Raw genomic sequence first — 18,352 nt, 5'->3', positions numbered from 1 at the left:
CCTATTTCAGGGCTTCTCGACCATTCTCATCCCGGTGGCCACCCGCGCCTGGCGCTGTTGCAGAAGCGCCCAGTAGAGCTCGAGCACCTGTTGCACATGGGCGCGGGTCTCGTCGATCGGCGGCATCGCGCCGCCATGCTTGCGCACCGTGCCCTCGCCGGCGTTCCAGGCGGCGAGGGCCAGGTCGAGACGGCCGAAGCGGCGGTTCAGGTCGGCCAGCATGCGGGCGCCGGTCTGGATGTTGGTGCGCGCATCGAGCAGCCGCTCCGCGGCCGGCCTTTGCGCCTCGGCCCGGGTCGCGTAGCGGTCGGCGGTGACCGGCGTGATCTGCATCAGGCCGATCGCACCGCGCGGCGACACCGCGCGCGCATCGAAGGCCGACTCGACCGCGATCAGCGCGTTGAGCAGTTCGGCATCGACGCCGTGCTCACGCGCGGCGTGCCGCACCAGTGGCTGCACGCTGCGGGCTTGCGGTGCGATGTCGAGCCAGGTGAGCAGCGCCGTGTGGTTGTCGGCCTTGCCCGGTACGCGGCCAGCGCCACCGGGCGTGTCGGCCATCACCGGCGCATAGCGGCCGTCGATGCGGCTCGATGCGAAATGGGCGATGCCGGCACCGTCCACGTAGACCCAGAGCGAGGGGCCGCTCGCCGGCGCGTCGCCCGCGGCTCGCACGCCGCCGCAGGCCAGCAGCGCGAGCCAGCAGGCGCAGGCCAGGCGTTTCATGCGAGCGCCTCCAGCCCCATCGCCACCCGCGCCGCGTACTCGCGGTCGAGCATCGACATCAGGATCAGCGAGTCGTAGCCGTCGACACCGTCGATGTTGACCCGCACGCTTTCGCGCAGCCGGCCCTCCTCGACGAAGCCCTCGCTCGCGTAGAGCGCCTGGGCCCGGGTGTTGAGCGTCTTCACGTCGAGCCAGAAACGGTGCGCGTGCAGGTCGCGAAACGCCATCTGCTTGAGCAGACGCACGCAGGCGCGACCGAGGCCCTGCCCCTTGGACTGCAGCACGATGCGCTTGAGCTCGACCGAGCGATGCTGGCTGCGGCAGCCCTGCAGGATCACGAAGCCGGCGCGCTCGAAGCCCGGGCCGGCCTCGACGATGAAATGGCGAAAGTCCGGGAAGCGCACCGCGCCCTCGTGCTGGGTGCGCTCCCAGGGCGTGATGAACGGCAGGTTGGCAGCGTCGTTCTCGATCTCGATGACGTCATCGAGATCGGACAGCATGGTCGGGCGCAGGCGCACCGTGAGCACGGGAGCGGGCATGGGGAAGGCAGTATCGCCGTCGGGTGGCTCAACGTCGCCAGCCGGCACGGCCGGCCGGCCAAGTCGTGCACTGTGCACGAACGCGACGCCGGGAGCCGGCCCGCGGCGTGGTTGCGGCGCCTCGGGGCGCGCCACCGGAGCCCGGTCGCGCGCCGCTACACTGGACCGTCGCTAGCTCCAGAGGGCAGAGATGCATCACTACATCGGGATCGTGCTGGGCGCGATCGTCTCTTACTCGCTGCTGCTGCTGTTCCATGGCGGCCGGTTCGTGAGCGACCCGAACAGCGCCTACATGGTTGCGGTCTCGAGTGGCGCCATCGTCGCGGCGCTCTGGCCCTGGCTGCTCGGCCTGTGGCTCGCACGGCGCCTGCGCGCGCGGCAAAGAGCCCGGGTGCAGTCGGAGGTGTCGCGCCAGATCGCCAAGAAGCAGGATCAGCCACCGACGCACTGAGCGCGGCCCGCGCGACGAGCAGCCCCCGATGTCGGTCGCGACGACATCGGTCGACCCGCACACGACGTCACGACCGCACGGTCGAAGCTGCCGCATACGGCCAGCGCCGGGGCGTGGCGGAGCCGTCAGTGCGCGATCTCCATGCGTCCAGGATATGGACGCCACCCCTCGAATGCATTGGACGCATCGAGGCGGTGGCCAAACAATGATCTGGATCAAGGGCACCGACCGGTGGTCGACACACCCTGCGGCAAACACACAAAGGAGATCGCGATGAAGACGTCTTCCGGCAAGATCGTACGCGCGCTCGGCATCGCACTCACGGGGTGCATTGCCGTGGCCACCCAGGCCGCCAGCGCCGACCCGCTGTCCGGCAAGCACTTCGACCCCAAGGGCAGCCCACCGTCGACCTTCACGATCGAACTGCGCAATGGCAACAAGGCAAAGCTGCCGCTGGACGACAAGCGCGATTTCGACGAGGCGAAGAAGGGCTTCATCGCCGAACCGCCCTTCAAGCAGATCAAGGCCGATGCCGGCCACGTGGCCTGGGACATGGGCAGCTACGCCTGGCTGCTCAAGGGCAAGGAGTTCGAGAGCATCCATCCTTCGCTGCAGCGCCAGGCAGTGCTGAACATGGCCTACGGGCTCTACGAGGTGCTTCCGGGCCGGATCTACCAAGTGCGCGGCTTCGATCTCGCCAACATCACGTTCATCAAGGGCGACACCGGCTGGATCGTCTTCGACCCGTTGACGGCCAAGGAAACGGCGCGCGCCGCGCTCGCCTTCATCAACGAGAAGCTCGGCGCGCGGCCGGTGCTCGGCGTCGTCTATTCACACTCGCACGTCGACCATTTCGGCGGCGTGCGCGGCGTGGTCGACGAGGCCGACGTGGTCAGCGGCAAGGTCAAGATCATCGCGCCCGAGCACTTTCTGCAGGAGGCGATCTCGGAGAACGTCTTTTCCGGCAACGCGATGTCGCGCCGCACGCAGTACTCGTACGCCGTGCTGCTGCCGCGCGACCCGCATGGCCATGTGGACCAGTCGATCGGCAAGAACGTGGCCAACGGCAACACGGGCCTGATCGCGCCCAACCTGATCATCAGCAAGGACTTCGAGGAGGTGACGCTCGACGGCGTGAAGATGGTGTTCCAGAACACGCCGGACACCGAGGCGCCGGTCGAGATGAACACCTGGTTCCCGCAATTCAAGGCTTTCTGGGCGGCCGAGAACATCACCGGCACCATCCACAACATCTACACGCCGCGCGGCGCGCCGGTGCGCAACGCGCTGAACTGGTCCAAGCAGATCAACGTGGCGCTCTACAAGTTCGGCCAGGAGGCCGAGGTGATGTTCGCCTCGCACAGTTGGCCGCGCTGGGGCAACGATCGCATCCAGGAAGTGATGCGCGCGCAGCGCGACACCTACGCCAACCTGAACAACCAGTCGCTGCACTACGCCAACCTGGGCGTGACGATCAACGAGATCCAGAACGTCTACCAACTGCCCAAGAGCCTGCAGGGCCAGTGGCCGGCACGCAGCTACCACGGCTCCGAGATGCACAACAGCCGCGGCGTCATCAACCGCTTTCTCGGCTACTGGGACGGCAACCCGGTGAACATCACGCCGCTGTCACCCAAGGACTCGGCACCGCTCTACGTGGAGATGATGGGTGGCTCCGACAAGATCATGGCCAAGGGCAGGCAGCTGGTGGCGCAGGGCAAGTACCTCGACGCCTCGGAGATCCTCAACAAGCTGGTGTTCGCGCAGCCGCGCAACCAGCCGGCCAAGGACCTGCTGGCCAGCGCCTACGAACAGCTCGGCTACCAGAAGGAGAGCCCGACGCTGCGCAACATCTTCCTGCAGGGCGCCTTCGAGCTGCGCAACGGCCTGCCCGGCGGCTTGCCACCGCGGTCTTCCGGGCCCGACACCATCCGCGCGATGTCGACCGAGCAGTGGCTCGACTTCATCGGCATCAGCGTCGATCCGCGCAAGGCCGACGGCATGCGCTTCACCATCAACCTGCTTACGCCCGACAACGGCGAGAAGTACCTGGTGGAGATGAGCAACGCGACGCTGACCAGCATCAAGGGCGAGCAGGCCCGGCGGCCCGACCTGACGATCACCATCGACCGCGCCAACCTCAACCTGGTGATGATGGGCGCGAGCTCCTTCGACGATCTGCTCAAGGCCGGCAAGGCGAAGTTCGACGGCGACCGCAAGCCCTTCGATCAACTGCGCAGCATCGTCGTCGCGTTCACGCCGGACTTCGAGATCCTGCCGGGCACGGCGGCCACGAAGCCGTCCGCCGCCGGCAAGGCCTTCGAGGTACCCGACCTGCTGCCGCCGGAATCGGCCGGCGATTGAAGCTGGGCCGGGTCGTCGCGCGGCGCTGCGCGAAGGCCCGCTAGGAGCAGGTCGAGCGCAGCCTGCGCAAGGTCTCGTTCGAGGCCGGCAGCTTGGCCGGGTCCTCGTCGGCGAAGTAGCGCTTGCCGGCGGGCAACTCGTTGCTGCCCTTGGGCGGCCAGCCGCGCACCGCCACCACGGACGGCACCAGCGCATCGGCCCTGAGCTTGCCGTTGTCGATGTCGCGCCGGCACACCAGCAGCACACCGTTGGCGGCGACGACGCGATCGCGCACCACCGCACGCGCGCCGGTGGTGGTCGCGTAAAGCGCCTCGGTCTCGGGCGGCAACGACAGCAGGAAGAAGCGGCGCCCGCCCGGGTTCTGCGCCATCGCGCGCTCGGCCGCCGCCTCGAAGCCGAAGCCCGCGCCGGCGACATAGAGCCCACCCTGCGTCTGCGCCGCCGCGGCCACCGCCAGCAGGGTGGTCGCGACAGCAACCACGGCGAATCGCCACCCGGTTCGTGCGGCAGACGGATGCATGCGTGGTCTCCTCGTTTCAGGTGGTCGAGTCGGCAAGAGATTGCCGCGTGAACAGGCCCTAGGACCGCAGTCCCGTGATCCCCGCGTGCAGGAACAACAGGCCGAACAGCAGCGACACGGCGATCACGATGCCGCGTTCGTTGGCATCGAGCCAGCGGCCCACGGCGGCGATCGTCGGCGCGGATCGCTCGGGCAGCGCGGCGCGCAGCGCGATCGGCACCAGCACCAGCGACTGTGCGAACACGATGAACAGCAGGTAGACCGCCGCGCTGCCGGCCAGGCCGACGTGCGCGTCGGCGATGGTCGCCAGCGCTCCGAGCGTGAACACCCAGAGCTTGGCGCCGAGCAGCGGCAGGCCGAGCCCGAGCGCGAAGGCGCGCAGCGGTGTGGCCTCCTCGACCAGCACCCGCCAGCGCGACGGCGGGCCGTCCGGATCGTCGTCGCGGCGCCAGCTGCGCCACGCGGCCACGAGGAGGAGGATGCCGAGCACCAGCACTAGAGCAGAGATCACCGGCCTTTTGCCGTCCTCGCGCGCGGCCCAGTCGCCGAGCACGAGCAGGAACAGCAGGCCCTGGACCACGCGCGCGAGGCTCATGCCGCTCAGGTAGGCCGCCGCCTTGCGCAGGCCGGCCGAGGGGTGGTTCAGCAGCTTCAGGCCGATGATCACCTGCACCGGCACCAGCGCGCTGCCAACGATGTAGGGCGTCAGCGACAGCAGCAGGGCCGACATGGATCGAAGGTCAGCGGCGCGTCGAGGCGTCGAGCAGCCGGACCAGCCCGTAGACCGCCTCGATGGACGGCGTCGGCCGCCCGGTGATGCGACCGAGTTCGATCACCGAGCCGACCAGCGCCTCGAGTTCGAGCGCGCGGCCGGCTTCGAGGTCCTGCAGCATCGAGGTCTTGTGCGCGCCGACCGCCGCGGCGCCGGCGATGCGCTTCTCCAGCGAGACCTTGAACTCGACGCCGAGCGCCTCGCCGACGGCCTGCGCCTCGCGCATCATCTGCGCGACCAGCTGGCGCGTGGGCTCGAAGGCGCAGATGTCCTCGAGCGTCGCGCGCGTGAGCGCCGAGATCGGGTTGAAGCTCAGGTTGCCCCACAGCTTGAGCCAGATCTCGCTGCGGATGTCCTTGCTGACCGGCGCCTTGAAGCCGGCGCGGATGAAGGCCTGCGACAGCGCCTCGATGCGCTCGCTGCGGCTGCCGTCGAGCTCGCCGAGCGTGAAGCGGTTGCCCTCGATCACACGCACCACGCCGGGGGCTTCGAGCTCGGCCGCCGGGTAGACCACGCTGCCGATCACGCAGCCGGCATCGATGCTCGACGCCAGCAGCCCCTGCGGATCGACGCTCTGCAAGCGCTGCCCCTGGTACGGGCCGCCGAGCTTGTCGAAGTACCACCACGGGAGGCCGTTGATCATCGTCACCAGCATGGTCCGCGGGCCGACGAGCGCGCGCAGCTGCGGCAGCACGTCGACGACCTGGTGTGCCTTGACGGTCAGCAGCACCGCGTCCTGGGCGCCGACCTCCGCTCCGTCGGCCACGGCACGCACCGCGCGCGCGTGCTGCTCGCTGCCGTCCTCGCCGATCAGGCGGAAGCCACCCGCGTTGATCGCCTCGAGGTTGCGGTTGCGGGCGATGAAGCTCACGTCCTCGCCGGCCAGCGACAGCTTGGCGCCGAGGTAGCCTCCGATGGCACCGGCGCCGACGACCGTGATCTTCATGGTGCCGCCGCTCCCAGCTCACGCGCGCGGACCCGGCTCTTCAGCGCGCCCCACAGCGGCCACAGCAGCAGCGCGAGCGCCAGCGCCACCAGGCTGCCGACCAGCGGGTTCGACCAGAAGATCGCCAGACTGCCCTGGCTCAGCAGCATGGCCTGGCGGAAGCTGGCCTCGGCCATGTCGCCGAGCACCAGCGCCAGCACCAGCGGCGCCAGCGGGTACCTGAGCTTCTTGAACAGATAGCCGAGCACGCCGAACACCATCATCATCACCACGTCGAACATCGAACTGTGCACGGTGTAGGCACCGATCGCGCAGATCACGATGATCACCGGCGCGATCACCGAGAACGGGATGCGCAGGATCGCGGCCCACCATGGCACCGTGGTCAGCACCACGATCAGGCCGACCAGGTTGCCGAGGTACATCGAGGCGATCAGGCCCCAGACGAAATCCTTCTGCTCGATGAACAGCATCGGCCCCGGCTGCAGACCCCAGATCAGCAGGCCGCCGAGCAGCACCGCCGCGGTCGGCGAGCCGGGGATGCCGAGCGTGAGCATCGGCAGCAGCGCGGCGGTGCCGGCCGCATGGGCCGCGGTCTCGGGCGCGATGACGCCCTCGATGTTGCCCTTGCCGAAGCTGTGCGGGTCCTTCGCGAAGCGGCGCGCCATGCCATAGCCCATGAACGAGGCCGGTGTCGCGCCGCCCGGCGTGATGCCCATCCAGCAACCGATCGCGGTGGAGCGGATGAAGGTCTTCCAGTAGCGCGCGATCTCGGCCCAGGTCTGGAACACCACGCGCGGGCTGATCTTGGCGCTCTTGCCCTTGAAGGCGAGGCCCTCCTCCATCGTCAGCAGGATCTCGCCGATGCCGAACAGGCCGATCACCGCGATCAGGAAGTCGAAGCCCTTGAGCAGCGGCGGAAAACCGTAGGTCATGCGCAGCTGGCCGGTGACGGAGTCCATGCCGACCGCGGCCAGCGCGAAGCCGAACATCATCGCGCAGATGGTCTTGGCCGCCGGCTCGCGGCTCATACCGACGAAGCTGCAGAAGGTGAGCAACTGCACCGCGAAAAACTCGGCCGGGCCGAAGCGCAGCGCAAAGCTCGCCAGCAGCGGCGCCGTGAAAGTGATCAGCAGCACCGCGAACAGCGCACCGACGAAGCTCGAGGTGAAGGCCGCGGCCAGTGCCTGTGCCGCCTTGCCCTGCTGCGCCATCGGGTGGCCGTCGAAGGTGGTCGCCACGCTCCATGGCTCACCGGGAATGTTGAACAGGATCGAGGTGATCGCGCCGCCGAACAGGGCCCCCCAGTAGATGCAGCTCAGCATGATGATCGCCGAGGTCGGGTTCATGCTGAAGGTCAGCGGCAGCAGGATGGCCACGCCGTTGGCGCCACCCAGCCCGGGCAGCACGCCAATCAGCACGCCGAGCAGCAGGCCGACCAGCATGAACACCAGGTTGGGAACGGTGAGTGCGACGCCGAAGCCGCCGATCAAGTTGCCGAGTGCTTCCATGTCGCGATCAGAGTCCGATCAGGGCTTCGAGCGGTCCCTTCGGCAGCAGCACCAGGAACCAGCGCTCGAAGACGAAGTAGAAGAACAGCGGCACGCCGACGCTGACCGCCGCGATCAGGCGCCAGCGGTAGGCGCCGTGGCGGCGCATGAACCAGCCGATCAGCAACGCCGATGCAACGTAAATGCCGATCAGGGCGATCAGCGCCACGTAGACCAGCATCGGCACCAGCACCGCGATGACGCTGCCGAGTTGTGCGCGCGTGGCGAAGGCCGGATTGCGGGCGCGCCAATGGAGCAGCTGGCGCACGAGCAGGAAGCCACTGGCGCCGGCCAGGATCAGGCCGATGTAGAAGGGAAAGTAGCCGGCGCGCGGCCCGTCATCGGCCCAGCCGATGCCCACGCGCAGGCTGTCCTTGATGACGAGCAGCGCCACGCCGAGCAGGAACGCGGCGACCAGCAGTTCGGGCCATCGGCTGCCGACCGGCGCCTCTTCGGGTTGATCGCTCACGGCCCGGCTCACTGCGCGATGAAGCCGGCTTCCTTCATCAGCACGCGGTGCAACTGCTCGTTCTTGCCGAGCCACTCGAAGTACTCCTGGCCGCTCATCGTGGTCTGCTTGAAGGCGCCCTTGTTCATGAACTCCTTCCACTCCGGCAGCGCGCGCACCTTGGCCATCAGGTCGACGTAGTACTTCTGCTGCTCGGGCGTGACGCCGGGCGGCATGAAGATGCCGCGCAGCATGAGGTAGTCGACCGGAATGCCGGCGCTGGCGCAGGGCGGGATGTCGGCCCAGCTCTGGGTCGCCGTCATCTTGGCCGGGTACGGCATCTTCTCCTTGTCCATCACGCACAGCGCGCGCAGCTTGCCGGCGCGCCAGTGGCTCTCGGCCTCGATCGGGTTGTTGACCGTCGAGTCGACGTGCTTGCCGACCAGTTGCACCGCCACGTCGCCACCGCCCTTGAAGGGGATGTAGGTGATCTTCTTGCCGGCCGCCTTCTCGAACATCACGGTGATGATCTGGTCTTCCTGCTTGGAGCCGGTGCCGGCCATCTTGAACTGGTTGGGCGTGCCGGCCTTGACCGCGTCGAAGTAGGCCTTGGGCGTCTTGTACGGCGACTCCTCGTTGACCCACAGCACGAACTGGTCGAGCGCCATCATCGACACCGGCGTCATGTCGCGCCAGTTGAACGGCACGCCGGTGGCCAGCGGGGTGGTGAACAGGTTGGACAGCGTGATGACGATCTTGTGCGGGTTGCCCTTGTCGCCCTTGACGTCGAGAAAGCCTTCGGCGCCGGCGCCGCCCGACTTGTTGACCACCACCAGAGGCTGCGACATCAGCTTGTTCTTGGCGACCACGCCCTGGATGAAGCGCGCCATCTGGTCGGCGCCGCCGCCGGTGCCGGCCGGCACGACGAACTCGACCGGCTTGGTCGGCTCCCAGGCGTGGACGGCCGAGGCCAGGAGCAGCGTGGAGGCTGCCATCAGGGCCGAGGCGAGCCGGCGCGGCTGCAGCCTGGATGCACGGGTGCGGGTGGCGAAGGTCAGTCTCACGGTGTCTCCTCGTTGGATTGGATTCACAGAGCGCAACTCGTCGCGGCGCAGGGCGCGGCGACGCACAGTGTCACAGACCCAGCCACTGCCCCAGCTTGAGCATCGCGGCCTCGTCGTAGGCCTCGAAGCCGGACCACTTGGTCGGCTCGAGCTTCTTGCGTCCGTCGTCGTTGCCGTTGAGCTCGAGCAGGTACTCGCGCACCTTGGCGATCTCCTCGGCCGACAGGCTGGGCCCTGCGATCACATGCTTGATCGGCACGGGCCGTGACTTGATCAGAATCTTTCCGCCCTTGGCGGTCCAGGCCTTGATCACGCTGCCGGCCGCGGTGGCACCGGCCGGCGTGAGGTTGTTCTCGACGAAGAACGGCACCGCGTCCTGGTAGCGGGTGTAGACCATCTTGACGTCGCCCGGTTCGAGCCCGGCATCGCGCAGCACCGCGCGCACCATCCACGAGGTGATCGAGTCTTCGTCGGGTGCGCCGAGGCGCTTGCCCTTGAGATCGGCCAGCGACGTGATCGGCGAGTCGCTGCGGACCAGGAAGTTGGCCGAGTAGTTCTGGAAGCCCTTGGTCACCGCCACCAGGTGGTAGCCCGAGCCCTTGATCGCCTCGATCGAGACATGCGCCGGGTGCACCAGCGCCAGGTCGAAGCGCTTGTCGGCGAGACCCTTGCGCAGGCTCGTGTAGTCGCCGACCGGCTCGATCGTGACCGGCTGCTTGAGCAACTTGCTCAGGTCCGCCGCGATCAGGGCGTAGCGGCCGCGGATCTCTTCGAGCGGCACGCGGTAGGTCACGCCCTCGTTCACCGCAAAGACCAAGGCATTCGCCCAGGGCGCGAACAGCAACATCAGCGCCGCCAGCGCGAGCCGGCCTTGAACTGCAAACATTCGGAATCTCCCAACGACATGCACGGTGCGTGCTTCTTTCGGTACCGAACTCATCTTTGCACCGGCCACGTTGCACGCAAGCTGCAAGCTCTTACAGATGCAGGCATGCCGCGCCCGTGCCTCAACCCAGCCCCAGCTTCTGCGCCAGGCCGATGCGCTGCAGCTTGCCAGTGGCGCCCTTGGGGATCTCGTCCATGAAGAGGATCTTGGCCGGCACCTTGTAGTCGGCGACGCGGCCGGCGACGAAGGTCTGCAGATCACGCTCGCTCACCTGCTGCCCCTCGCGCAACACAACGCAGGCCGCGACCTCCTCGCCCAGCTTGGGATGCGGCATGCCGAAGGCAACGACCTGCGCCACCGCCGGGTGATCCATCAGGATCTCGTCGATCTCGCGCGGGCTGATCTTCTCGCCGCCGCGGTTGATGATCTCCTTGAGCCGACCAGTGATGCTGAGGTAGCCCTCGGCGTCCATCACGCCCTGGTCGCCGGTGCGGAACCAGCCGTTGCTGTAGGCCTCGGCGTTGGCGCCCGGATTGCTCTCGTAGCCGGCGGTCACGTTAGGCCCGCGGATGACGATCTCGCCGGTCTCGCCGCGTGCCAGCAGCGCGCCGCCGGGCGCCATGATCGCGATCTCGGGCCCAGCCGCGATGCCGACCGTGCCGGGCTTTCGGATGGCCGGCGGCAGCGGGTTGCTCGCCATCTGGTGGGTCGCCTCGGTCATGCCATAGGCCTCGACCAGCGGCGCGCCGAACACTTCCTCGAGCTCGCGGATCACCTGCGGCGGCATCGACGACGACGACGAGCGCAGGAAGCGCAGCGGATGCCGCGCGATCACCTCGCGGTTCTTGCCGGCGCGGCCGACGATCGCCTGGTGCATGGTCGGCACCGCCGTGTACCAGGTGGGCGCGGCCTCGTCCATCCAGCCGAAGAACTTCAGCGCATTGAAGCCCGGCGTGCAGAACACGCTGGATCCGGCCGACAGCGGCGCCAGCACCCCGGCGATCAGGCCGTGGATGTGGAACAGCGGCATGATGTTCAGCCCGCGATCGGCCGCGGTGAAGCGCAGCGTGTTTCGGATGTGCAGCGCCGAGGCCACCAGGTTGCGCTGCGACAGCGGCACGATCTTGGGCCGCGAGGTGGTGCCGGAGGTATGTAGCACCATCGAGATGTCGTCCGGCTCGGCGATGCCACCGAGCGCGGCGGGCCGGGTCGACGGCTCCGGCGCGGCGGCCAGCGCAAAGCTGCCGGCTCCGCCGTCGAGCTTCGGCACCAGTTCGATGACCCGCACGCCCAGCTTCTGCGCCACCGCGATCGCCGGCGTCGTGCTGCCTTGAGCGACGATCAAGGCCTTGGCGTTCAGGTCGCTCAGGTAGAACTCGAACTCCTCGGCCCGGTAGGCCGGGTTCAGCGGCGCGCTGGCGACCCCGCAGGCGCAGGCCACGAAACAGGCCGCCATCTCGGGGCCGTTGTCGAGCACGATCGCGACGCGGTCGTTGCGGCCGATGCCAAGCCCGTTGAGGCCGGCCAGCGTGGCGTCGACCAGCGCGCGCAGGCCGGCGTAGTCGAGTGCGGCGCGGCCGGGCGCCGACAGCGCGGGCGCGGTGGCAGCGGCGTCACCCAGCAAGTCTTTCAGGCTGCTCGTCATGCTTTCCTCACGGCGGCTGCGGCGCGCAGCCCGGCATGTGTATACCCGAGCCGAAGCGGCTCGGCCAGTGGGACTGGCAAGAAAGACACAGCGCCGCGAGGCGCGGATGAACTCGCCTCGGAGCGCGGCGCACGGTGTCGCGGCCGCAGCCCCGAAACGCAGGCTAGACGTCCACCTCGACCGCGTCCCCGTGCAGTTCCATCAGCTCGCGCCGCGCCGCGGCCTCGCCCTTGCCCATCAATTGGCCGAACAGTTCCGTGGTGCCGGCGGCGTCGATGGCGCCGAAACCCACCTGCAACAGGCGCCGGGTTTCGGGGTTCAGCGTGGTGTCCCAGAGCTGCTCGGCGCTCATCTCGCCGAGGCCCTTGAAGCGGCTGATGGTCCAGGCGTTCTCGCGGCAGCCTTCCTTGCGCAGCTTGTCGAGGATCGCGGTCAGCTCGCCCTCATCGAGCGCATAGAGCTTGGCCGGCGGCTTCTTGCCGCGCGCCGGCGCGTCGACGCGAAACAGCGGCGGCCGCGCCACGTAGATGTGGCCGCGGTCGATCAGCTTGGGGAAGTGGCGGTAGAACAGCGTCAGCAACAGCACCTGGATGTGCGAGCCATCCACATCCGCGTCGCTGAGGATGCAGACCTTGCCGTAGCGCAGGCCGGAGAGATCCGGCTCGTCGCTCACACCATGCGGATCGACGCCGATCGCCACCGCGATGTCGTGGATCTCGTTGTTGGCGAAGAGGCGATCCCGCTCGACCTCCCAGGCGTTGAGCACCTTGCCTCGGAGCGGCAGCACCGCCTGCGTCTCCTTGTCGCGGCCCATCTTGGCGCTGCCGCCGGCCGAGTCGCCCTCGACCAGGAAGACCTCGTTGAGGCTGATGTCGCGGCTCTCGCAATCGGTCAGCTTGCCGGGCAGCACCGCCACGCCGGAACCCTTGCGCTTCTCGACCTTCTGCCCCGCGCGCTGGCGCGCCTGGGCCTGCCTGATGACGAGCTCGGCCAGCTTGCGGCCCCACTCCACGTGCTGGTTGAGCCACAGCTCGAGCGCCGGCTTGACGTAGGCCGAGACCAGCCGCAGCGCGTCGCGGCTGTTGAGCCGCTCCTTGATCTGGCCCTGGAACTGCGGGTCGAGCACCTTGGCCGAGAGCACGAAGCTGGCGCGGCTCCAGACGTCGTCGGGCATCAGCTTGACGCCCTTGGGCAGCAAGGCGTGCATCTCGATGAAGCCCTTGACGGCCTGGAACAGACCGTCCTTCAGGCCGCTCTCATGCGTGCCGCCGGCCACCGTCGGAATCAGGTTGACGTAGCTCTCGCGCACCGCGAGCCCCTCGTCGGTGAAGGCGACGCACCAGGCCGCGCCCTCGCCCTCGGCGAAGTTCTCGGTCTCCCCGTCCTCGGCGTAATGCTCGCCCTCGAACAGCGGGATCACCGGCTCGGCATTCAGCGTCTGCAGCAGGTAGTCGCGCAGGCCGCCCTTGTAGAGCCAGGTCTGGATCTCGCCCGACTTCTCGTGCTTGAGCGTGACCGTCACGCCCGGCATCAGCACCGCCTTGCTGCGCAGCAGGTGCACCAGCTCCGGCTTCGGCAGCTCGGCGCTCTCGAAGTACTTCTTGTCGGGCCAGACGCGCACCGAGGTGCCCTGCTTGCGATCGGCGTTGGTGGCGGCGCGCACGGCCACCGGCTCGATCACATCGCCTCCGCTGAAGGCGATGGTCGCGGCCTGGCGCTCGCGGTACGACACCACCTCCAGCCGCGTCGACAGCGCGTTGGTGACGCTGACGCCCACGCCGTGCAGGCCGCCCGAGAAGCTGTAGGCGCCGCCCGCGCCCTTGTCGAACTTGCCGCCGGCATGCAGCCGGGTGAACACGATCTCGACCACCGGCACCTGTTCCTCCGGGTGCAGGCCGAAGGGAATGCCGCGACCGTCGTCCTCGACGCCGATCGAGCCGTCTGCGAACAGCGTGACGTTGATGCGCTTGCCATGGCCGGCCAGCGCCTCGTCAGCGGCGTTGTCGATCACCTCCTGCACGATGTGCAGCGGGTTGTCGGTCCGGGTGTACATGCCCGGTCGCTGCTTGACGGGCTCGAGGCCCTTGAGCACGCGGATCGAGGCTTCGCCGTAGGCGGCGGGAGTGTTCTTCTGCGGGGAGACTGCCATGGCGGCGGATTCTAGGCAGCGGGTGTTGCCAGCTCCGCGCGGCGCCTGCCGCGTCGTGTGCTAACGCCCGTAGCGTGCCATCGTCAGCCCATCGATCGGAATCTCCGGCGTCCGCCCCGAGAGCAGGTCGGCGATCACCCGCCCGGTGCCGGCCGCCATGGTCCAGCCCAGCGTCCCATGCCCGGTGGCGAGCAGCAGGTTCTGCACCGGCGTCGGTCCGATGATCGGCGTGCCGTCCGGCGTCATCGGCCGCAGCCCGCACCAGAAGCTGGCCTTGCCGACGTCGCCGCCGCGCGGGAACAGGTCGCTCACCACATGCTCGAGCGTGGCCCGACGCGGCTCGCGCAGCGCCAGACTGAAGCCCGCCAGCTCGGCGGTGCCGCCGACGCGGATGCGATCGCCCAGGCGCGTGACGGCCACCTTGTGGGTCTCGTCCATGATGGTCGACTCGGGCGCGTGGGCGGCATCGGTGATCGGCACCGTGATCGAGTAGCCCTTCACCGGATAGACCGGCAGCTTGAGGCCGAGCGGCGCCACCAGTTGCGGCGTGTAGCTGCCGAGCGCGGCCACGTAGCGGTCGGCCGTCAGCAGGCCGGCGCTGGTGCGTACGCCGGTGATGCGTCCGCCCTCGGTGGCGAGACCGTCGATCCTGGTATCGAACTTGAAGACCGCGCCCAGCCCCTGCGCCATCTCGGCCAGCCGGTTCGTGAACTTGAAGCAGTCGCCGGTCTCGTCGCCGGGCAGGCGCAGCGCGCCGACGAACTTGTCCTGGGTCAGCGCGAGGGCTGGCTCCACCTTGACGAAGCCGGGGCGGTCGAGCAGTTCCCAGGGCACGCCGTACTGCTTGAGGATCTCGATGTCCTTGGCGGTGCCATCGAGCTGCTTCTGGGTACGGAACAGTTGCAGCGTGCCGAGCGCGCGGTCGTCGTAGGCTATTGCCGTCTCGGTGCGCAGGGCTCTCAGGCAATCGCGGCTGTACTCGGCGATCGGCACCATCCGGCTCTTGTTGAGCGCGTAGGCGCGCTCGGTGCAGTTGGCCAGCATCTGCAATCCCCAGCGCCACATCTTGGGATCGAGCATCGGCCAGATCACCAGCGGGCTGTGGGTCATCAGCATCCACTGGATCGCCTTGGCCGGCACGCCCGGCCCGGCCCAGGGCGAGGAGTAGCCCGGCGAGACCTCGCCGGCGTTGCCGAAGCTGGTCTCCAGCGCCGGCCCGGGCTGGCGATCGACCACCGTGACCTCGTGGCCCGCCCTTGCCGCGTAGTACGCGATCGAGGTGCCGATCACCCCGCTGCCCAGCACCAGCACCTTCATGCCCTGCCTCCATCCGCTGTTGTCGGTTCGGATCATCCTTCAATACGTGGGGGTATTGGCGCAAGCCCGGTGTCAACAAGCTCAGCACAATGAAGCTGGAGGCAGCGCCGCTGCCGCAGGGAGCAGCCCATGAAGTACCGCAAGCGCACCCCGCCCAACCCCTGGAACCCGATGTTCGGCAACCAGCAACTCTGGCTGGACCTGGCCACCCGCAACACCGAGATGCTGATGGCCGCGGCCCAGGTGATCACGCATCGCACGCAACGCATGGCCAGCGCCGGCCCGCAGCCGAATGCACGCGACCGCCGCGAGTTCGTGCGCATGGGCAGCGAGAAGGTCGACGCGGCGCGCGAATCGGCCACCGCGATGGGCACCCAGATGATGGCGCTGCCCTGGGACCTGGGACTGCGCTGGTGGCAGGCCGCGAGCCGCGCCTCGGCCGCCGCCGGCGCGCTTGGCGCCAGCCGCACACCGGCCCAGGCCATGGCCCGCGGCAAGACGCTGGCCAACGCGCTGCAGGCCACCGGCAAGGCTGCGGCACATGCCTCCAACGCCGGCGCCCGGGTCGCCGGACGCGGCCTGGCACCGATCCACGCCAAGGCCACCGCCAACGCGCGCCGCCTCGCAAAGGGGTGATACGGCGGCCGCCGGCGGGCGGCGGCGCGCTTGGCTACATTGCCCGCCATGAGCGTGACTTCCAGCCCGGCCGCGGCCGAACACTCGCCGGCCCTTTCCCTCGGCCAGGTGCTGCTGTGCAGCGCGCTGATCGTCACGCTGAGCATGGGCATCCGCCACGGCTTCGGCCTGTGGCTGCAGCCGATCACGATGGAGCGCGGCTGGTCACGCGAGACCTTCTCCTTCGCGATCGCGCTGCAGAACCTGTGCTGGGGCCTAGCCGGGCCCTTTGCCGGCATGCTGGCCGACCGCTCGGGCGCTTTGCGCGTGCTGATGGGCTCGGCCGTGCTCTACGCGATCGGGCTGGCCGGCATGGCGCTGGCGAGCACGGTGCTGGTCTTCACGCTGAGCACGGGTGTGCTGATCGGCATCGCCCAGGCCGGCTGCACCTACGCCATCGTCTACGGGGTGATCGCGCGCAACGTGCCGGCGGCGCGTCGTTCATGGGCGATGGGACTGACCGCGGCGGCCGGCTCCTTCGGCCAGTTCCTGATGGTGCCGGTCTCGAACTGGCTGATCTCGAACGTCGGCTGGCAGGAATCGCTGGTGCTGCTGGGTGGCGCCGCACTGCTGATCGTGCCGCTGGCCTTCGGCCTGCGCGAGCCGGCACGGCCGGCGGCGCTGGCCGGCCATCATTCGCAGCCGATCGGCGAGGCGGTGCGCGAGGCCTTCGGTTACCGCAGCTTCCAGTTGCTGATGGCGGGCTACTTCGTCTGCGGCTTCCAGGTCGTGTTCATCGGCGTGCACATGCCGAGCTACCTCAAGGACCACGGCCTGTCGCCAACGGTGGCGACCACCGCGCTGGCGCTGATCGGCCTGTTCAACGTGTTCGGCACCTACGCCGCCGGCGTGCTCGGCCAGCGCCTGGCCAAGAAGCACATCCTGAGCGCCATCTACGCGCTGCGCTCGGTGGCGATCGTCACCTTCCTGCTGCTGCCGCTGACGCCGACCAGCGTCTATGTGTTCTCGGCCGTGATGGGCCTGCTGTGGCTGTCGACGGTGCCGCCGACCAACGCCGCGGTGGCGCAGATCTTCGGCGTGCAGCACATGTCGATGCTCGGCGGCTTCGTCTTCCTGGCGCACCAGATCGGCAGCTTCCTCGGCGTCTGGCTCGGCGGTCGGCTCTATGACTCGACCGGCAGCTACGACGTGGTGTGGTGGCTCGCGGTCGCGCTCGGCGTCTTCGCGGCGCTGATCAACCTGCCGGTACGGGAAAGCGCGATCCGGCGCCCGGTGCCGGTGGCGGCATGATGCGGCGCGCGCTGGCCTGGACGGTCGCCGTGGGCGCCTTGCTCGCGGTGTTCATGGCTTACCTCCAGCCTGGCGTCGTGGTCGATCTCGCCAACCGCATCTGGAGTTGCTTCTGATGACCGTGCCCCCAAGCTCACTTCGTTCGCAGCCCCCCGAGGGGGCGGCGAACGTCTTGGGGCGGCCCGGCGCCGGTCCGCAAGTTTTCGTCATCACCGGCGCCAGCGATGGCATCGGCGCCGAACTGGCGCGCCAGATCGCCGCGCGCGACAAGGCTGGCGCTGCCCTCGTGCTGGCCGCGCGCAGCGAGGACAAGTTGGCCAATGTCGCCGCCGAATGCGCCGCGCTCGGCGCGCAAACGCTGGTCCAGCGCTGCGATGTCGCCGTCGAGGCCGACTGCAAGACGCTGGTCGCCGCCACCGTGGCGCGCTTCGGCCGCATCGACGTGCTGGTCAACAACGCCGGCATGTCGGCCCACGCGCTGTTCGAGGACGTCACCGACCTCGGCTGGTACCGCCGGCTGATGGACATCAACCTCTGGGGCGCGGTCTGGTGCACCCAGGCCGCGCTGCCGCACCTGAAGGCCAGCCGCGGCCGCATCGTCGGGGTCTCGAGCCTGGCCGGCCTCAACGGCGTGCCCGGCCGCACCGCCTACAGCGCCAGCAAGTTCGCGATGAACGGCTTCTTCGAGGCGCTGCGCACCGAGGTTTCGGCGCACGGCATCAGCGTCACGCTGGCCTACCCGGGCGTGGTCGACACCCAGATCCGCCTGCGCGGCTTCAACGCCGCCGGCCAGCCGGCCGGCAAGAGCGGGCTCGACGAAAGCGACGCCATGCCGGTGGCCGAGTGCGCGCGCCTGATCCTCGACGGCATCGACCATCGCCGGCGCGACGTGGTGATGACCGCCAAGGGCAAGCTCGGCCGCTGGCTCAAGCTGATCGCACCGGGCGTGGTCGACCGCATCGTGATGGCCGCGCTGACGCGCGAGGCGCAGGCCGAGGCGGCGCACCCGAAGACCTCGTGAGCACCACCCCGCACGGCGCGCTGGCGCCGTC

General features: G+C 68.8%; 17 protein-coding genes. 5 read left to right on the top strand and 12 right to left on the bottom strand.

Features of this window, described 5'->3' with window-relative positions; translation table 11 throughout:
* Nucleotides 1-6 precede the first annotated feature (6 nt).
* Nucleotides 7-723 carry a lytic transglycosylase domain-containing protein gene (locus tag EV670_RS11515; RefSeq protein ID WP_130432169.1) on the bottom strand — a complete coding sequence of 239 codons (717 nt, stop codon included), beginning with the start codon at nt 721-723 and terminating at the stop codon, nt 7-9.
* Nucleotides 720-1,262 (bottom strand): GNAT family N-acetyltransferase, encoded by a 543-nt coding sequence (locus EV670_RS11510; protein ID WP_130432167.1) that lies wholly within the window; start codon nt 1,260-1,262, stop codon nt 720-722. Before EV670_RS11510 ends, EV670_RS11515 begins: the two co-directional genes overlap by 4 nt.
* Nucleotides 1,263-1,452: 190 nt before the next feature.
* Here EV670_RS11510 and EV670_RS11505 point away from each other — a divergent pair, with 190 nt between their 5' ends.
* On the top strand, nt 1,453-1,713 hold the full coding sequence (locus EV670_RS11505) for a hypothetical protein (RefSeq protein WP_130432165.1): 261 nt from the start codon (nt 1,453-1,455) through the stop codon (nt 1,711-1,713).
* Nucleotides 1,714-1,986: 273 nt separating this feature from the next.
* Nucleotides 1,987-4,077: an alkyl/aryl-sulfatase gene (locus tag EV670_RS11500; RefSeq protein WP_130432163.1), complete on the top strand. Its 2,091-nt coding sequence runs from the start codon at nt 1,987-1,989 to the stop codon at nt 4,075-4,077.
* Nucleotides 4,078-4,117: 40 nt separating this feature from the next.
* On the opposite strand, the gene EV670_RS11495 is transcribed toward EV670_RS11500, so the two are convergent.
* From EV670_RS11495 to EV670_RS11450, 10 genes are all read right to left on the bottom strand, one after another.
* Nucleotides 4,118-4,597 carry a hypothetical protein gene (locus EV670_RS11495; RefSeq protein ID WP_130432161.1) on the bottom strand — a complete coding sequence of 160 codons (480 nt, stop codon included), beginning with the start codon at nt 4,595-4,597 and terminating at the stop codon, nt 4,118-4,120.
* 58 nt (nt 4,598-4,655) lie between these two features.
* Nucleotides 4,656-5,327 (bottom strand): GAP family protein, encoded by a 672-nt coding sequence (locus tag EV670_RS11490; RefSeq protein ID WP_130432159.1) that lies wholly within the window; start codon nt 5,325-5,327, stop codon nt 4,656-4,658.
* A 10-nt stretch (nt 5,328-5,337) separates the two neighbouring features.
* A complete protein-coding gene (locus tag EV670_RS11485) occupies nt 5,338-6,315 on the bottom strand; it encodes a 2-dehydropantoate 2-reductase (RefSeq protein ID WP_130432157.1) in 978 nt (325 codons plus the stop codon).
* On the bottom strand, nt 6,312-7,826 hold the full coding sequence (locus tag EV670_RS11480; protein WP_130432155.1) for a tripartite tricarboxylate transporter permease: 1,515 nt from the start codon (nt 7,824-7,826) through the stop codon (nt 6,312-6,314). The genes EV670_RS11485 and EV670_RS11480 overlap by 4 nt, the downstream gene beginning before the upstream one ends.
* Before the next feature lie 7 nt (nt 7,827-7,833).
* On the bottom strand, nt 7,834-8,334 hold the full coding sequence (locus EV670_RS11475; RefSeq protein ID WP_130432153.1) for a tripartite tricarboxylate transporter TctB family protein: 501 nt from the start codon (nt 8,332-8,334) through the stop codon (nt 7,834-7,836).
* Nucleotides 8,335-8,342: 8 nt separating this feature from the next.
* On the bottom strand, nt 8,343-9,308 hold the full coding sequence (locus EV670_RS11470; RefSeq protein ID WP_130432820.1) for a Bug family tripartite tricarboxylate transporter substrate binding protein: 966 nt from the start codon (nt 9,306-9,308) through the stop codon (nt 8,343-8,345).
* Between the two features lie 139 nt (nt 9,309-9,447).
* Complete coding sequence (locus EV670_RS11465) at nt 9,448-10,263, bottom strand: phosphate/phosphite/phosphonate ABC transporter substrate-binding protein (RefSeq protein ID WP_130432151.1); 816 nt, start codon at nt 10,261-10,263, stop codon at nt 9,448-9,450.
* Nucleotides 10,264-10,384: 121 nt separating this feature from the next.
* Nucleotides 10,385-11,908: an acyl--CoA ligase gene (locus EV670_RS11460; protein WP_130432149.1), complete on the bottom strand. Its 1,524-nt coding sequence runs from the start codon at nt 11,906-11,908 to the stop codon at nt 10,385-10,387.
* 163 nt (nt 11,909-12,071) lie between these two features.
* Nucleotides 12,072-14,057: a DNA topoisomerase IV subunit B gene (locus EV670_RS11455; RefSeq protein WP_130432147.1), complete on the bottom strand. Its 1,986-nt coding sequence runs from the start codon at nt 14,055-14,057 to the stop codon at nt 12,072-12,074.
* Between the two features lie 60 nt (nt 14,058-14,117).
* Nucleotides 14,118-15,374, bottom strand: coding sequence for a D-amino acid dehydrogenase (locus tag EV670_RS11450; protein WP_130432145.1), 1,257 nt, complete (start codon nt 15,372-15,374; stop codon nt 14,118-14,120).
* 129 nt (nt 15,375-15,503) lie between these two features.
* Between EV670_RS11450 and EV670_RS11445 the strand changes: the two genes are divergently transcribed.
* From EV670_RS11445 to EV670_RS11435, 3 genes are all read left to right on the top strand, one after another.
* Nucleotides 15,504-16,010: a polyhydroxyalkanoate granule-associated phasin gene (locus EV670_RS11445; RefSeq protein WP_130432143.1), complete on the top strand. Its 507-nt coding sequence runs from the start codon at nt 15,504-15,506 to the stop codon at nt 16,008-16,010.
* 48 nt (nt 16,011-16,058) lie between these two features.
* The gene (locus EV670_RS11440; RefSeq protein ID WP_130432141.1) at nt 16,059-17,300 is read left to right on the top strand and encodes an MFS transporter; all 1,242 of its coding nucleotides are present in this window, start codon (nt 16,059-16,061) and stop codon (nt 17,298-17,300) included.
* 115 nt (nt 17,301-17,415) lie between these two features.
* A complete protein-coding gene (locus EV670_RS11435; protein ID WP_130432139.1) occupies nt 17,416-18,321 on the top strand; it encodes an SDR family oxidoreductase in 906 nt (301 codons plus the stop codon).
* The last annotated feature ends 31 nt before the right edge of the window (nt 18,322-18,352 follow it).

Source organism: Rivibacter subsaxonicus (genome assembly GCF_004217215.1).
In the GTDB taxonomy this organism is placed as follows: domain Bacteria; phylum Pseudomonadota; class Gammaproteobacteria; order Burkholderiales; family Burkholderiaceae_C; genus Rivibacter; species Rivibacter subsaxonicus.
The sequence above is the reverse complement of the archived record's forward strand: the minus strand, read 5'-3'. Positions and strand labels throughout refer to the sequence as shown.

Coding starts and splice junctions, on each gene's coding strand:
- EV670_RS11515 (WP_130432169.1), bottom strand. CDS start 723: ATGAAACGCCTGGCCTGCGCCTGCTGGCTCGCGCTGCTGGCCTGCGGC.
- EV670_RS11510 (WP_130432167.1), bottom strand. CDS start 1,262: ATGCCCGCTCCCGTGCTCACGGTGCGCCTGCGCCCGACCATGCTGTCC.
- EV670_RS11505 (WP_130432165.1), top strand. CDS start 1,453: ATGCATCACTACATCGGGATCGTGCTGGGCGCGATCGTCTCTTACTCG.
- EV670_RS11500 (WP_130432163.1), top strand. CDS start 1,987: ATGAAGACGTCTTCCGGCAAGATCGTACGCGCGCTCGGCATCGCACTC.
- EV670_RS11495 (WP_130432161.1), bottom strand. CDS start 4,597: ATGCATCCGTCTGCCGCACGAACCGGGTGGCGATTCGCCGTGGTTGCT.
- EV670_RS11490 (WP_130432159.1), bottom strand. CDS start 5,327: ATGTCGGCCCTGCTGCTGTCGCTGACGCCCTACATCGTTGGCAGCGCG.
- EV670_RS11485 (WP_130432157.1), bottom strand. CDS start 6,315: ATGAAGATCACGGTCGTCGGCGCCGGTGCCATCGGAGGCTACCTCGGC.
- EV670_RS11480 (WP_130432155.1), bottom strand. CDS start 7,826: ATGGAAGCACTCGGCAACTTGATCGGCGGCTTCGGCGTCGCACTCACC.
- EV670_RS11470 (WP_130432820.1), bottom strand. CDS start 9,308: ATGGCAGCCTCCACGCTGCTCCTGGCCTCGGCCGTCCACGCCTGGGAG.
- EV670_RS11465 (WP_130432151.1), bottom strand. CDS start 10,263: ATGTTTGCAGTTCAAGGCCGGCTCGCGCTGGCGGCGCTGATGTTGCTG.
- EV670_RS11460 (WP_130432149.1), bottom strand. CDS start 11,908: ATGACGAGCAGCCTGAAAGACTTGCTGGGTGACGCCGCTGCCACCGCG.
- EV670_RS11455 (WP_130432147.1), bottom strand. CDS start 14,057: ATGGCAGTCTCCCCGCAGAAGAACACTCCCGCCGCCTACGGCGAAGCC.
- EV670_RS11450 (WP_130432145.1), bottom strand. CDS start 15,374: ATGAAGGTGCTGGTGCTGGGCAGCGGGGTGATCGGCACCTCGATCGCG.
- EV670_RS11445 (WP_130432143.1), top strand. CDS start 15,504: ATGAAGTACCGCAAGCGCACCCCGCCCAACCCCTGGAACCCGATGTTC.
- EV670_RS11440 (WP_130432141.1), top strand. CDS start 16,059: ATGAGCGTGACTTCCAGCCCGGCCGCGGCCGAACACTCGCCGGCCCTT.
- EV670_RS11435 (WP_130432139.1), top strand. CDS start 17,416: ATGACCGTGCCCCCAAGCTCACTTCGTTCGCAGCCCCCCGAGGGGGCG.